15 protein-coding genes are annotated in these 14,420 nt (G+C 72.7%); 13 read left to right on the plus strand and 2 right to left on the minus strand.

Translation table 11 applies throughout. The features are described from left to right. From pcaH to BLT99_RS03330, 6 genes are read left to right on the plus strand one after another with little or no spacing between them, the layout of a single operon-like run. Window positions 1-798, plus strand: coding sequence for a protocatechuate 3,4-dioxygenase subunit beta (gene pcaH, locus BLT99_RS03305; protein WP_092669250.1), 798 nt, complete (start codon window positions 1-3; stop codon window positions 796-798). Then, entirely contained in the window at window positions 791-1,456 is a 666-nt protein-coding gene (pcaG, locus tag BLT99_RS03310; protein ID WP_092669252.1) for a protocatechuate 3,4-dioxygenase subunit alpha, read from the plus strand. The genes pcaH and pcaG overlap by 8 nt, the downstream gene beginning before the upstream one ends. Window positions 1,457-1,469: 13 nt before the next feature. After that, complete coding sequence (locus BLT99_RS03315) at window positions 1,470-2,651, plus strand: lyase family protein (protein WP_092669255.1); 1,182 nt, start codon at window positions 1,470-1,472, stop codon at window positions 2,649-2,651. Continuing rightward, complete coding sequence (gene pcaDC, locus BLT99_RS17950) at window positions 2,648-3,889, plus strand: bifunctional 3-oxoadipate enol-lactonase/4-carboxymuconolactone decarboxylase PcaDC (RefSeq protein ID WP_092669260.1); 1,242 nt, start codon at window positions 2,648-2,650, stop codon at window positions 3,887-3,889. Before BLT99_RS03315 ends, pcaDC begins: the two co-directional genes overlap by 4 nt. A gap of 13 nt (window positions 3,890-3,902) precedes the next feature. Then, complete coding sequence (locus tag BLT99_RS03325) at window positions 3,903-4,682, plus strand: CoA transferase subunit A (protein ID WP_092669263.1); 780 nt, start codon at window positions 3,903-3,905, stop codon at window positions 4,680-4,682. Then, window positions 4,682-5,332 (plus strand): CoA transferase subunit B, encoded by a 651-nt coding sequence (locus BLT99_RS03330; RefSeq protein WP_092669265.1) that lies wholly within the window; start codon window positions 4,682-4,684, stop codon window positions 5,330-5,332. Before BLT99_RS03325 ends, BLT99_RS03330 begins: the two co-directional genes overlap by 1 nt. A 24-nt stretch (window positions 5,333-5,356) precedes the next feature. Here BLT99_RS03330 and BLT99_RS03335 read toward each other — a convergent pair whose 3' ends face one another. Beyond that, window positions 5,357-5,704 (minus strand): cupin domain-containing protein, encoded by a 348-nt coding sequence (locus BLT99_RS03335; protein ID WP_092669267.1) that lies wholly within the window; start codon window positions 5,702-5,704, stop codon window positions 5,357-5,359. 58 nt (window positions 5,705-5,762) lie between these two features. Further along, entirely contained in the window at window positions 5,763-6,563 is an 801-nt protein-coding gene (locus tag BLT99_RS03340) for an SDR family NAD(P)-dependent oxidoreductase (protein ID WP_092669269.1), read from the minus strand. A gap of 137 nt (window positions 6,564-6,700) precedes the next feature. On the opposite strand from BLT99_RS03340, the gene BLT99_RS03345 reads away from it, so the two are divergent. From BLT99_RS03345 to BLT99_RS03375, 7 genes are all read left to right on the plus strand, one after another. After that, window positions 6,701-7,459, plus strand: a complete 759-nt coding sequence (locus BLT99_RS03345) for an SDR family oxidoreductase (RefSeq protein WP_092669270.1) — start codon at window positions 6,701-6,703, stop codon at window positions 7,457-7,459. Window positions 7,460-7,503: 44 nt separating this feature from the next. Continuing rightward, window positions 7,504-9,030: an MFS transporter gene (locus BLT99_RS03350; RefSeq protein WP_092669271.1), complete on the plus strand. Its 1,527-nt coding sequence runs from the start codon at window positions 7,504-7,506 to the stop codon at window positions 9,028-9,030. Window positions 9,031-9,145: 115 nt separating this feature from the next. Then, complete coding sequence (locus BLT99_RS03355) at window positions 9,146-10,144, plus strand: fumarylacetoacetate hydrolase family protein (protein ID WP_092669281.1); 999 nt, start codon at window positions 9,146-9,148, stop codon at window positions 10,142-10,144. Continuing rightward, complete coding sequence (locus BLT99_RS03360) at window positions 10,141-11,208, plus strand: cyclase family protein (protein WP_092669291.1); 1,068 nt, start codon at window positions 10,141-10,143, stop codon at window positions 11,206-11,208. Before BLT99_RS03355 ends, BLT99_RS03360 begins: the two co-directional genes overlap by 4 nt. 30 nt (window positions 11,209-11,238) lie before the next feature. Next, window positions 11,239-12,372 (plus strand): FAD-dependent oxidoreductase, encoded by a 1,134-nt coding sequence (locus BLT99_RS03365; RefSeq protein ID WP_092669292.1) that lies wholly within the window; start codon window positions 11,239-11,241, stop codon window positions 12,370-12,372. Further along, window positions 12,369-13,439, plus strand: coding sequence for an amidohydrolase family protein (locus BLT99_RS03370; RefSeq protein WP_092669293.1), 1,071 nt, complete (start codon window positions 12,369-12,371; stop codon window positions 13,437-13,439). Before BLT99_RS03365 ends, BLT99_RS03370 begins: the two co-directional genes overlap by 4 nt. Then, a complete protein-coding gene (locus BLT99_RS03375) occupies window positions 13,436-14,419 on the plus strand; it encodes a fumarylacetoacetate hydrolase family protein (protein ID WP_092669294.1) in 984 nt (327 codons plus the stop codon). The genes BLT99_RS03370 and BLT99_RS03375 overlap by 4 nt, the downstream gene beginning before the upstream one ends. Window position 14,420: the final 1 nt, after the last annotated feature.

Here is a 14,420-nt window from a genome sequence, read left to right on the forward strand (position 1 = left end):
ATGCACCCGCCCGCATCCCAGCCCGAGACCACGCAGCGGCAGATCAGCGACGAGATCGCCGAGCGCCACCGGCACGAGACGGAGGCCGCGACATCCGCCGGCCGGCCCCTCGCCGCGCACCCCCGACGCGACTTCGCACCGTACCGCTCTGCGACGCTTCGTCACCCCACGCACGAGCTCGTGCGCGCCGACCCCGAGGAGATCGAGCTCGTCTCGCCGGCGTTCGGCCACACCGACGTCGCCGCCGAGGAAGCCGACCTGACGATCCAGCACGCCGGGGAGCCTCTGGGCGAGCGCATCATCCTGACGGGCCGGATCCTCGACGGCGACGGCCGGCCGGTGCGCAACCAGCTCGTCGAGATCTGGCAGGCGAACGCATCGGGACGGTACGTGCACAAGCGCGACCAGCATCCGGCGCCGCTGGACCCGAACTTCACGGGCGTCGGCCGCCTCATCACGGGCGACGACGGCTCGTACCGGCTCACGACGATCAAGCCCGGCGCCTACCCGTGGAAGAACCACCGCAACGCCTGGCGGCCCGCGCACATCCACTTCTCGTTCTTCGGCACGGCCTTCACGCAGCGTCTCGTGACGCAGATGTACTTCCCGGGCGACCCGCTCTTCGCGCTCGACCCGATCTACCAGTCGATCGTCGACCCCGCCGCCCGCGAACGGCTCGTCGCGCAGTACGACCACGACGTGAGCGAACCCGAGTGGGCGATCGGCTACCGATGGGACGTCGTGCTCACCGGCCCGAAGTCGACTTGGATGGAACCGGAGGACGCCGACCATGCCTGAGCAGACCTCCGCGGGCCGCGCCGACGAGACGGGCGCCGGCGAGGCGTTCGACGCCACCGACCTCCCCGGCGCCGACGCGCACGCCGACGAGCACCGCGGCGCGCTCGGCCAGACACCGTCGCAGACCGTCGGTCCGTTCTTCGGCTACGCGCTGCCGTACGCCGGCGGTCCCGACGTGCGTGCGCCGTGGCAGCCCGATGCGATCCGCCTGCACGGGACGGTGCTCGACGGCGCCGGCGACCCGATCCCCGACGCGTTCGTCGAGATCTGGGGGGCGGATGCCGCGGGGCGGGCCTCCACCGAGCGCGGCTCCTTCGCACGCGATCCGCACGGCTTCGCGGGCTTCGGCCGCGCGGCCGTCGACCGCGACGGGCGCTACTCCTTCACGACCCTGAAGCCCGGAGCCATGCGGGACGGATCGGCACCGTACCTGCTCGTCACGGTGTTCGCGCGCGGCGTGCTGCAGCACCTCTTCACGCGTGCGTACTTCGGCGACGAGGCGGAGGCGAACGCGTCGGATCCGCTGCTCGGCCGTGTCGACGAGGCCCGCCGAGGCACCCTCATCGCCGAGCCCGACGCACCGCGCTCCTATCGCTTCGACATCCGCCTGCAGGGCGAGGGCGAAACCGTGTTCCTCGACTACGGCACCGAGGTCTGACGAGGATGGTGGCATGACGGATTGGGGACTCGTGGATCCCGGCGCTGCCGATGCGTCCGGCACCGACGACGACGCGGTGCTCGCCGCGATGGTCGAGGTCGAGCGGGCGTTGCTGCTCGGCTGGGCGAGCGAGCTCGATGAGTTCCTCGAGGCGCAGGCCGACGCGCTCGACCCTGGCGCGCTCGATCGCCACGCGCTGCTCGCCGGGGTGCAGCACGACGGCGTGCCGGTGGTCGCGCTCGTCCCGCTGCTGCGAGCGCAGTTGGAGGCTGCGGGCCTCGCGTCCGAGCGGCTGCACCTCGGCGCGACCAGCCAGGACGTCGTCGACACGGCGCTGATGCTGGTCGCACGCGATGCGCTCGTCGCGTCGCGCGCATCCCTCGTCGAGGCCGGCCGGCGGCTGGCCATGCTCGCGCACGCCGCACGGCAGAGTCCGCGCATCGCGCGGTCGCTCGCGCGGCACGGCGAGGCATCGACGCTGGGCGTGCTCGCCGCGGGCTGGCTCGACGGCGTGAGCTCGGCCATCACGACCATCCACGCGACTGCGTTCCCGGTGCAGTTCGGCGGCGCCGTGGGCACGGGTGCGGCGGCGGATGCCGCGGCCGGCCGCCCCGGCGCGGCCGACGACGTCCGCTCGGCGCTCGCCGCTCGCCTCGGCCTGGCCGATCCCGGACGTGCCTGGCACACCGAGCGCACCCCGGTGATCGCCGTCGCGTCGTCCGCGGCGACCGCCGTCGCCGCCCTCGGCCGCATGGCCGGCGACGCGACCTTCCTCTCACGCGAGGAGATCGGCGAGGTCCGCCTGGCGAGCGCCGGGGGCTCGTCGGCGATGCCGCACAAGCGCAACCCCGTCGACGCCGTCGCGATCACCGCCGCCGCGGTCGAGGCGCCCGTTCTGCTGGAGGTCATCGCGAGTGCCGCGGTGGCCGGCGACGAGCGTTCGGCCGGGCGCTGGCACGCGGAGTGGGCGGCCCTGCGCCGGCTCGTGCGCCTCGCTCGGTCCGCGTCCGGCGCGGCCGCTCGTCTGCTGGACGGACTCGACTTCGACGCGGACCGCGCGGCCGCGATCCTCGACGCTGCCGGGTCCGCGGGTGCGCGGCCCGACGTCGAGGTCCTCGCCGCGGCATCCGACCGCATCGTCGACCGTGCGATCGCGCGCTTCACCCGCCTCACCGATTCGGAGGTCACCCGATGACCGTTCCCCGACTCCTCGGCTCGTTCGCGCCCGGTGCCGCGCCCGCGGCCGTCAACCCGCTGCTCGTGCTGCTGCCCTCGCTCGGCACGACGTCCGTACTGTGGGACGGCGTCGTCACCCGCCTTCGTGCCGACCATCGGACGGCGGGCCTGCGCATCCTCCGCATCGACCTGCCCGGTCACGGTGCCAGCCCGTCGATCGTCGACGCCGTCACCATCGGCGAGCTCGCCGACGCGGTGCTCGCCGTCGTCGACGAGGCCGGCGGCGGCGCGTTCCACCTCGCCGGCGTGTCGCTCGGCGGGGCCATCGCCCTCGAGCTGGCCGCGACGCATCCCGATCGGGTGCGCAGCCTCGTGATGAGCTGCAGCGGCGCGCGCATCGGCACCGCGCAGGGTTGGGCCGAGCGGGCCGCGTCGGTCCGCGCGAGCGGCACCGCCTCGCTCGTGACAGGCAGCGCCTCGCGCTGGTTCGCGCCCGGCTTCCTCGAGCGCGAGGGCAGCGGCGCCGGTGCTCGCTCGCTCGCGACACTCGTCGACGTGGACGACGAGTCGTACGCGCGCTGCGCCGAGACGCTCGCCGACTTCGACCGCACGGCCGACCTCGGCACCCTGCCGATGCCGACGCTCGCGATCAGCGGACAGCACGACGCCGTCACGACCCCGGCCTCGATGGAGGACCTCGCCGATGCCATTCCCGGCGGGCGGCACGTCGCTCTCGACGGGGCGTCGCACCTGGCCGTGCTCGAGGAACCCGCGGCGGCCGCCGAGCTGATCGCGCAGCACATCGAGCGCGCCGAGCGGGACGGCGCGGCATCCGTCGCCCGCGATCGTGGCATGACGGTGCGCCGCAGCGTGCTCGGCGACGCGCACGTCGACCGCGCGATCGCCGCGACGACGCGCGAGACCGCCGCGTTCCAGGACTTCGTCACCCGGTACGCCTGGGGCGACATCTGGGCGCGCCCGGGCCTGACCCGGCGCGAACGGTCCATCGCGACGCTCGCGAGCCTGACGACCGGGGGCCACGAGAACGAGATCGCGATGCACGTGCGCGCCGCCCAGCGGAACGGACTCACTCGCGACGAGATCGCCGAGGTGCTCCTGCATACCGCGCTCTACGCGGGCCTGCCCGCCTCGAACTCGGCGCTCGCGATCATGCGCGCAGTGTTCGCCGAACAGGACGGCGCAACTTCCGCTTCGGACGCCCCGGCCGCCTCGGACACCCCCGGCCAGACCCCCTGACCCTCGGAGAACCATGGACAAGACCTACGTGACGGCCGCCGAGGCCGTCGCCGACATCCCGTCGGGCGCCTCGCTCGCCGTCGGCGGCTTCGGCCTGTCGGGCGTGCCGATCACGCTCATCCGCGCGCTGCTGGAACGCGACGTCGACGATCTCGAGGTCGTCTCGAACAACTGCGGCGTCGACGGATGGGGGCTCGGCCTGCTGCTCGCCGAGGGCCGCATCCGCCGCATCATCGCGTCGTACATCGGCGAGAACCGGGAGTTCGCCCGCCAGTACCTGTCGGGCGAGGTCGAGGTCGAGCTGACCCCGCAGGGCACGCTCGCCGAGCGGCTTCGTGCCGGCGGGGTCGGCATCCCCGCGTTCTACACCGCCACGGGCGCCGGCACGGCGGTCTCCGACGGGGGGATGCCGCTGCGCTACGCGCCCGACGGGTCGGTCGCGCTCACGAGCGAGCCGAAGGAGATGCGGCCGTTCGACTCGTTCGGCAAGAACCGCGAGTACGTGCTCGAGCGTGCCATCCGCACCGACTACGGCCTCGTGCGCGCCGCGGTCGGCGACCGGCACGGCAACCTGCGGTTCGAGAAGTCGACCCGCAACTTCAACCCGCTCGCCGGCATGGCCGGGCGGGTCACGATCGCCGAGGTCGACGAGCTCGTCGAACCGGGGGAGCTCGGGCCCGACGACATCCACCTGCCCGGCATCTACGTCGATCGCGTCGTGCAGCTCACGCCCGAGCAGGCCGCCGACCTGCCCATCGAGAAGGTCACCACCCGCCCCAGGAAGGACACCTGATGCCGCTGACCCGCGACGAGATGGCCGCGCGCGCGGCCCGCGAGCTCGAGGACGGCACGTACGTCAACCTCGGCATCGGCCTGCCGACGCTCATCCCGAACCACCTGCCCGAGGGCGTCGAGGTCGTGCTGCACTCCGAGAACGGGATCCTCGGCGTCGGCCCCTACCCGTGGGAGGGCGAGGAGGACCCCAAGCTCATCAACGCCGGCAAGGAGACCGTCACCGTCCTGCCCGGTGCGGCGTACTTCGACTCGTCGGCGAGCTTCGGGATGATCCGGGGCGGCCGCATCACGACCGCGGTGCTGGGGGCGATGCAGGTCTCGGCGCACGGCGACATCGCCAACTGGGCGGTGCCCGGAAAGATGGTCAAGGGCATGGGCGGCGCCATGGACCTCGTCAACGGCGCCGAGCGCGTGATCGTCGTCATGGAGCACGTCGCGAAGGACGGCTCGGCGAAGCTCGTCCAGGAGTGCACGCTGCCGCTCACCGGGCGCCGGTGCGTCGACCGGATCATCACCGACCTCGCCGTGTTCGACGTGACCGACGACGGCTTCGTGCTCGTCGAGCTCTCGCCCGGCGTCACGGTCGAGCACGTGACGGATGCCACGGGCGCGCCGTTCACGGTCGCCGACTCCATCCCCTCGCCCTGACGTCGGCGAACCCGGCACAGCGGGTCAGCGTGCGCGCTCGGGCCCCCGGGTGGGCTCGATGCTGGTCACGGTCGTGAGCAGGAACACCGAGTCCTCGAGCGCGAGCACCGAGTGCCGGTCGTGGGTCAGCACGTCGAGCCGGCCCTGGTCGATCTCGGCCATGTCCTGCCCGGTCACGCGGACACGCCCCTCCAGGACCTGGATGCTCGCGGCAGCGGGCGCATTGTGCTCGCCGAGCTCCACGCCGTCGCGCAGCGCGATGATGGTCTGGCGCATGGGCCCGTCGCGGAGGATCAGCTCAGCGCTGCGCCCGTGCTCGTCGGCGAGCGCGACATCCAGGTGCTTCCGAGCGAGGGCGACGAGGTCGGCCATGGGAGTCCTCCGTCCGAACGGCGTGCGTCCAGTATGCCAACGCGGCGTCGGTGCCGCCTCAGTCCGCCACGAGCGTGCCGCCGTCGATGACGATGTTCTGGCCGGTGACGAATGCGCCGGCGGATGACGCGAGCCAGACGACCGCGCCGGCGACCTCGTCGACGCGACCGAACCGTCCCAGCGGGGTGCGTTCTCGACGCTCCGTGGCGACACCGGGATCCTCCGTGATCGGCCGGGCGAAGTCGGTCGCGATCACGCCGGGCGAGATGGCGTTGGCGCGGACGCCTGCGTGTCCCCACTGGACTGCGAGGTTCCGGACGAGCTGCGCGTTGGCGGCCTTCGTGATGCCGTACCCCGAGAGGACCCGGTTGCCGCGCAGGCCCGCGAGGCTCGACATGACGAGGAACGCGCCGCCGCCGCCGTCGGCGATGACCGGCACGGCCGCGTTCGCGAGCTCGGCGATCGACCGCACGTGCAGCGCGTACATGCGGTCCAGCGCATCGAGGTCGATCGGGCCGTGCGCGTCGAGGGCGGCCCCCGCGTTCGCCACGACGGTGTCGAGGCGTCCCCACCGGTCGACCGCGGCGTCGACGACGACCTGCGCCGAACCGGGGGCGGCGAGGTCGGTCTCGAGACCCACGACCTCGAGCCCGCGTTCGCGCAGGGCGGCGCCGACGCTCTCCGGATCGGATTCGGGCAGACCGGCGATCAGCACCCGCGCGCCCGCCGCGGCGAGCGCTTCGGCGGCCGCTCGTCCGATTCCCGACGACCCGCCGGTCACGATCGCGACCTGCCCGTGGCACGAGAACAGCCGGGCGGGGTCGAGCGGCGACCGCGGGTCGTCGTCGGGTCCGGTCATGCGTTCCTGCCTCCTGCCTGCACACAGCGTACGGATGGCGCACGCCGACGCGTCATCGCGATCCGTGATGGGACGCATCATGCGGTCGCGTGCACGAGACGATGGAACCTCGGACGTTCGCAGGGAAGGGGCCGCCGATGGGTTCGCACGAGGACCGGACGTACGTGGTCACGGGCGCGGCATCCGGGATCGGCGCGGCGACCGCCGCCGCACTCGCCGACGCGGGCGCGCGCGTGATCGCCGCCGACCTTGCCTGGGATGGCGCGCCGTCGCCCGGCGACGTCGAGCGGGTCCGTCTCGACGTGAGTCAGCCGGGCGAATGGGTCGTCCTGGCCGAGCAGCTCAGGCCGGCGGGCGGCGAGCCGTCCATCGACGGACTCGTCAACGCCGCCGGGATCACCCGACGTGCCCGGTTGCACGACGCCACGGCCGACGACTTCGCCGCGGCGTTCGCCGTGAACGCGACCGGTCCGGCACTCGGCATCCAGGCACTCGCGCCCCTCATGCGCGACGGCGCCTCCATCGTGAACGTCGGCTCGGCCGCCGGCACGATGGCGCACTACGGCATCGCCTACGGCGCGAGCAAATGGGCGCTGCGCGGCATCACCAAGACCGCTGCGATGGAACTCGGGCCGCGCGGCATCCGGGTCAACCTCGTCAGCCCCGGCTTCATCGAGACGCCGATGACCGCGAGCGCACCGGTCGCGTTCCGCGACGCGAACCTCGTGGCGACGCCGCTCGCCCGCACCGGCACGCCCGCCCAGGTCGCGGCGGTGATCGTGCACCTGCTCTCACCGGATGCCGCGTTCGTGACCGCGACGGAGATCGCCGTCGACGGCGGGCTGACCGGACACGGCGGCGGGCTGCCGATCGCGCGCGCGCTCACGGGCGACTGACCAAAGTCACTTCACAGGGCTGCATCCCGTGCTAGCAAGCCTGCATGGGGGATTCGACGAGCGACACGACCACGGCGGCAACGAAGCGGTACGCGCAGGGCGCACTCATCGCGACCTCGGTCTCGGCGTTGGTGGTGAACGCGAACACGTCGGCGGTGTCGATCCTGATCCCGGCGATCTCCGAGGACACGGGCACGCCGACCGACACCCTCCAGTGGGCGGTCACGGGCTACTCGCTCGTCGGCGCCGCGGTGATCGTGACCTCCGGGGCGCTCGGCGACGTGTTCGGACGGCGGAAGATCTTCCTCGGCGGCCTGTTCCTGTTCATCGCGTCGTGCGTGCTCATCGCGCTGTCCCAGGAGGGCATCGGCGTGATCGCGGGCCGGTGCATCCAGGGCGCGTCGGGCGCGACGATCCTCGCCTGCGGCATGAGCCTCCTGTCGGCGTCGAACACCGGCAAGGCGCAGTTGCGAGCCGTGACGCTGTGGGGTGCGGCATCCGCGATCGGCGCGGCGGCCGGGCCGCTCGTCGGCGGTCTGCTCGCCTCGACGCTCGGATGGCAGGGCTTGTTCTGGATCGACGCGGCGATCGCCGCCGCCTGCGTGCCGCTGACCTTCGTGGCCGTGCAGGAGTCGAGCGACCCGAACCGGTCGCGTTCGATCGACTGGACGGGGACCGTGCTCATCGCCGCGATCCTGGCGCCGCTGATCTTCGGACTCACCAACGGCAGCGCGTGGGGCTGGGCATCGCTGCCCACGTTGTCGTGCTTCGCGATCACGATCCTCGCCGCCGTCGGATTCGTGCTGGTGGAGCGGCGGGTGAAGGCGCCGCTGCTCGACCTCAGCCTGCTCCGCAACAAGATCCTCGTCGGGGCGACGCTGTCGATCCTGCTCGGCTCGGGGACGGTGAACGCCATCATGTACGTCGTCAGCCTCTACTTCCAGGACCCGGCGACGCTCGACATGGATGCGTTCCAGGCGGGCCTCGCGACACTGCCGGTGGCGGCGGCCGCGGTCGTCATCGCTCCGCTCATCACGCCGATCGTGGGCAGGATCGGCGCGCGCACGACGATCGCCGTGGGCTTCGTCATCATGACGGTGTCATTCATCGCCCTCGCGTTCGTCCAGGCGAGCTGGACCTACGCGCTGTTCGTGCTCCCGCTCATCGGCGTGGCGGCCGGGATGAGCCTGCAGAACGGCCCGTGCTCGTCGCTCTCGACGGCATGCGTCGAACCGGGCGAGGTGGGCGCCGCCTCGGGCATCTCCAACATGGCGCGGTACGTGGGCGCGGCGGTGATGACCGCCATCGTCGCATCGGTCTACAGCGGCGTGACCGCGCGTCGGGTCGACGCCGGCGAATCCGACGCGGAGGCGCTCGCGGAGGCGTTCTCGTGGTCGTCGATCGCGATGGGCATCTGGTGCGCGCTCGGCATCGCGCTCGCGTTGCTCGTGGCGCGCCACGTGACCCGTCGGCCGACGGAGTTCGAGGCCGCAGCGGCCGCGGCATCGACCTCGCACACGCTCACGCCGCCCGACGCGGTCGAAGCGGGAGCGGGCGCCGCCCCGCGCTGAGCTCATCAGCGGTGATGATGGACTCCATCATCGATCGCCCCTTCACTGATACCGGTCGACGCGTTTGACTGGATCCACGCCGCCCATCGCTGCGCGCGTGATTGGAGACCCACCCGTGACATCGTCGTCCGCCGGCCTGACCGCCCCCTTCGCGATCGTCCGCTTCCGTCCCGACGGGTCGGCGGTCGAGTCGGAGCCCCGGCTCGGGCTCGTCGCGGGGGAGCGCGTGCGCGAGATCGGGCCCGATGAGCTCGGCGCCGGCGACCTCAACGCGTTCCTCGCCGAGGCGCCCGAGTCGTGGGGGCGACTGCGCCGCATCGCCGAGCAGGCGGACGGCACGTGGCATCCGCTCGCCGACGTCACGCTCACGGCGCCCGTCACGCCGCGCCAGGTGCTGCAGACCGGCGCGAACTACCGCACGCACGTCATCGACCTCGTCGCGGCCGGCCGTGCGAAGAACGACCCGCGCCCGATCGAGGAACTGCGCGAGTGGGCGGCCGAGATGATGGACCGCCGCGCGCGAGAGGGCACCCCGTACTTCTTCATCGGCCTGCCCGCGGCCGTGGTCGGCGACGACGTCGACCTCGTGCTGCCGGGCTACAGCGACCAGCACGACTGGGAGCTCGAGCTCGCCGTCGTCATCGGCAAGGCCGCCTACCGCGTCGACCGCGACCACGCCCTCGAGCACGTCGCCGGCTACACCATCGTCAACGACATCACGACGCGCGACCTCGTGTTCCGCGAGGACATGAAGGAGATCGGCACCGACTGGTACCGCGGCAAGAACGCCCCGGGCTTCCTCCCGACGGGCCCGTTCCTCGTGCCGGCCGAGTTCGTCGCGAACCCCGGCGAACTGCACCTCGAGCTCAAACTCAACGGCGACACGATGCAGGATGCCACGACCTCCGACCTGCTCTTCGACCTGCCGGCGCTCATCGCCGGGGCCTCGCAGAACATGCCGCTGCTGCCCGGCGACCTGCTGCTCACGGGCAGCCCGGCGGGCAACGGCATCGTGCACGGCCGGATGCTGCGCGACGGCGACGTCATGGTCGGCGCCATCGAGGGACTCGGCGCGCAGACGGTGCGCGCGGTCGCCGAGGCGGGGTCGCGATGAGCACCCCGGACGCGAGGGTCGAGGAGGCGCCCCGGCGCCGTCTCGAAACCCGTACCACGCCCACCGAGGATCCGGCGCGGCTCGATCGCACGGACCCCGCCCGCCACGTCGCAGAGGCCGCCGAGGCGTACCGCAACTGGGGTCGCTGGGGCGAGGACGACCGCCTCGGCACGCTCAACTTCATCGGCGACGCCGAGCGCGCACGTGCCGCCGGCCTCGTGCGGCGCGGCGCGAGCTTCTCGCTCTCGCAGCCGTTCGACATGAACGGCCCGCAGCAGGGCTGGCGCCGGCGCACGAACCCGGTGCACACCATGCTCGACACCGGCACCGACGCGGCGGCCGGCACGCAGGGCTTCCCGCACGGCCTCGGCGGCGCCGACGACGTCATCGCCATGCCCCTCCAGTGCTCCACGCAGTGGGACGGGCTCGGGCACATCTTCGACCACGGCGTCGCGTGGAACGGCCGGCCTGCGGGGCAGGTGGTCACGAGCGACGGCGACCTCGTCACGGGCATCGAGCACGCGGCATCCGCCCTCGTCGGACGCGGGGTCCTGCTCGACGTCGGCCGGTACCTGCGGCCCGAGGCCTCAGAGGACGGCCCCGCGGGCGAACTGCCCGAGGGGTACGCGATCACGACCGCCGACCTCGAGGCGTGCATCGCCGCTCAGGGCGCGACGAGCGCCGTCGGTCGCGGCGATCTCGTGCTCGTCCGCACGGGCCGCTACGCCCGCGCCCTCCGCGACGGCTGGAACGGCTACGCCGGCGGTCCGAGCGCAGGGCTCTCGTTCACCACAGCCGGATGGCTCCACCGCACCGAGATCGCGGCGATCGCGACCGACACGTGGGGCTTCGAGGTACGGCCGAACGAGTTCGACGACGCGTTCCAGCCCCTGCACCAGGTCGTGATCCCGAACATGGGGCTCACGATCGGCGAGATGTGGGACCTCGAGGCGCTCGCCGCCGACTGCGCCGAGGACGGCGTGTACGAGTTCCTGCTCGTCGCCCCGCCGCTGCCGATCACCGGCGCGGTCGGCTCGCCCGTCAACCCCATCGCCCTGAAGTAAGCCCTGAGAACCCAACGGAGGGATCCCCTGATGTCCGCTGTCTCCCGCGTCGCGATCGTCGGTTCCGGCGTCGCCGGCACCGCCGCCGCCATCCTGCTCGCCGAAGGAGGCGTCGAGGTCGACGTCTTCGAGAAGAAGCCCGACCTGTCGGCCCTCGGCTCGGGCATCACGCTGCAGGGAAACGCGCTGCGCGTGTTCGACCGGCTCGGCGTCTGGGACGAGGTCGAGCGAGCCGGCTACAGCTTCGACCAGACCGGCCTGCGCGCCCCCGGCCCCGACGCGCCCTTCATCGCGCAGATCCCCGACGCTCGGACGGGCGGCCCCGAGTATCCGGCGGTCGCCGGGATGTACCGCCCCGACCTCGCTCGCATCCTCGCCGACCGCGCGACCGAGCTGGGCGCCCGCATCCACTACGGCGCGACCGTGACGAGCTTCACGCAGGACGACGACGGCGTCGACGTGACCGTCTCGGACGGATCGACGGGCCGCTACGACCTGCTCATCGGCGCCGACGGCCTCAATTCCGACATCCGCAAGCAGCTCGGCATCGAGGTCGAGCCCGAGCGCACCGGCATGGGCATCTGGCGCGCCTTCGTGCCGCGCCCGAAGGACGTCACGCAGACCGACCTGTATTACGGCGGCCCCGTCTACATCGCGGGGTACACCCCGACGAGCGACGAGATGATGTACGCCTTCCTCGTCGAGCCCGCACAGGACCGGCACCTGTCGTCGCCCGAGGAGGGCGTCGAGGTGATGAAGGGCCTGTCGCAGGCGTACGGCGGGCCGTGGAACGAGATCCGCGAGTCGCTCGACGATGCGTCGCGCGTGAACTACACGTGGTTCACGAAGCACGTCGTGCCCGACGCGTGGAACCGCGGTCGTGCGGTCATCATCGGCGAGGCGGCGCACAGCTGCCCGCCCACGATTGCGCAGGGCGCGGCGCAGGCGGCCGAGGATGCGCTCGTGCTCTCCGAGCTGCTGCTCGAGCGCGACGAGGTCGACCAGTCCCTGTGGGACGAGTTCCACGCCCGGCGCCTGCCGCGTGCGACGGAGGTCGTCGAGGCGTCCGTGCAGCTCGGTCAGTGGCAGATCGACCACGTGCAGGATGCCGATGTGCCCGGCCTGATGCGGCGCGTCGCGATGCTCGTGAGCCAGCCGGCATGAGCGGCGCCCCGACCCAGCGCGTCGAACCGGTCGTCGACGTGCACGCGCACCTCCTACTGCCCGCGCTGCAGCAGGCTGTCGCCGAGCGCGACCCCGAGGGCTTCGCCGCGGCGCAGGCCCTCGAGGCACGGCGCAACGGTCCGGAGAGCCTCGCGGCCTCAGGGCGAATGATCGGCGAGCGGATGCCGCTGCTCACCTCGCTCGACGCGCGCCTCGCCGAGATGGACCGTCAGGGCGTCGACGTGCAGGTCGTGTCGCCGTCGCCGTCGCACTACTACCCCTGGGCGAGCGAGGAGCTCGCGACCTGGGCGGCGCGGGAGGCGAATCGTGCCATCGCCGAGCACGTCGCGGGCGCGCCCGACCGCCTGGTCGGCCTCGGCCTCGTGCCGTTGCAGCACCCGGACCTGCTCATCGCCGCCCTCGAGGACGCCGTCGTCGGCCATGGGCTCGCCGGCGTCGAGCTCTCGTCGTTCGCGGGCGAGGTCGAGCTCTCCGACGAGCGCCTCGAGCCGTTCTGGGCGCGGGCCGTCGAGCTGGACGCGATCGTGTTCCTCCACCCCTTCGGCTGCAGCCTCGACGAACGCCTCGACCGGTTCTACCTCTCGAACACCGTCGGCCAGCCCGTCGAGAACGCCGTCGCGCTCTCGCACCTCATCTTCTCGGGCGTAATGGACCGGCATCCGGGCCTCAAGCTCGTCGCGGCGCATGGCGGCGGCTACCTGCCGACGTTCCTCGGCCGCTCCGACCACGCGTGGCAGGTGCGGCCCGAGGCCCACGGATGCCGCGACCTCCCGTCGTCGTACCTCCGGCGCCTGCGCTTCGACTCGCTCGTGCACACGCCGGGTGCGCTGCGCGCGCTCGTCGAGGCCGCCGGCGCCGACCGCGTGCTCGTCGGCACCGACTACCCGTTCGACATGGGCGTCGACGATCCCGTCGATCGCGTGCGCGAGGCCGCGCTCGACGCGTCGGCCGAGCGTGCGGTGCTGTCCGGCAACGCCGTCGAGCTTCTGGGCTCGCGGCTGCCGACGGGCCGTGTCCGCGCCGTCGCGGCCGGGGGAGTCGCATGAGGATCGCGCGGTGGACGCACGCTGGCGGGATCGGCGAGGGCTTCGTGATCGGCGACGGCGTCGTCGCCTTCCCGCGAGGGCTGACGGTGGCCGACGTGCTCGCGGCCGGGCTCGCCGAGCTGCCGGCGCTGGCCGCCGAGGTCGAGGCCGACCCCGCGGCATCCGCCCTGCCGCTCATTGAGGTCGAGCTGCTCGCGCCGCTCGTGCCCGCGAGCGTGCGCGACTTCGTCGCCTTCGAGGAGCACGTCGAGGGGGTCACCGCATCGGTCGACGGCGCGAGCCACGTCGCCGACGAGTGGTACACGTACCCGACGTTCTACTTCACGAACCCGCACTCGATCATTGCCACGGGCGAGGAGGTGCGGCCGCCCGCGACCGAGCGGCTCGACTTCGAGCTCGAGGTCGGCGCCGTGATCGGCGGCATCGAGGGATCCGACGGGCGGGACCTCACGCCGGCGGAGGGCGCGGCGCACATCTTCGGCTACACGATCTTCAACGACTGGTCGGCACGCGACGTGCAGGGCCGTGAGATGAAGGTGCGGCTCGGCCCCGCCAAGGGCAAGGACTTCGCGACGACGCTCGGGCCCTGGATCACGACCGCCGACGAGTTCGGCGGCCTGGTCGACGACGAGGGGTTCCTCGCCATCCGGGTCGAGGTGTTCGTCAACGGCGAGCGCGTCGGCCACGACCTGCTGTCGAACATGGGGTGGCCGTTCGGCGAGCTCGTCGCCTACGCGTCGCGCGACTCGCGGGTCGTGCCGGGCGACGTCCTCGGGTCCGGAACGGCCGGCAACGGCGGATGCCTCGCCGAGCTATGGGGACGCGCGGGCGAGCTGACTCCGCCGCCGCTGGCCGCCGGCGACGAGGTCGTCATGCGCGTCGAGGGGATCGGCGAGATCCGGAACACGGTCGGACGGGCGCGACCGGTGCCTGGGATCCCGCCGGCCCGCACCCGGTCGCGCGCCCGCGAACGCCTTTGAC

This window comes from Agromyces flavus, assembly GCF_900104685.1.
Lineage (GTDB): Bacteria > Actinomycetota > Actinomycetes > Actinomycetales > Microbacteriaceae > Agromyces > Agromyces flavus.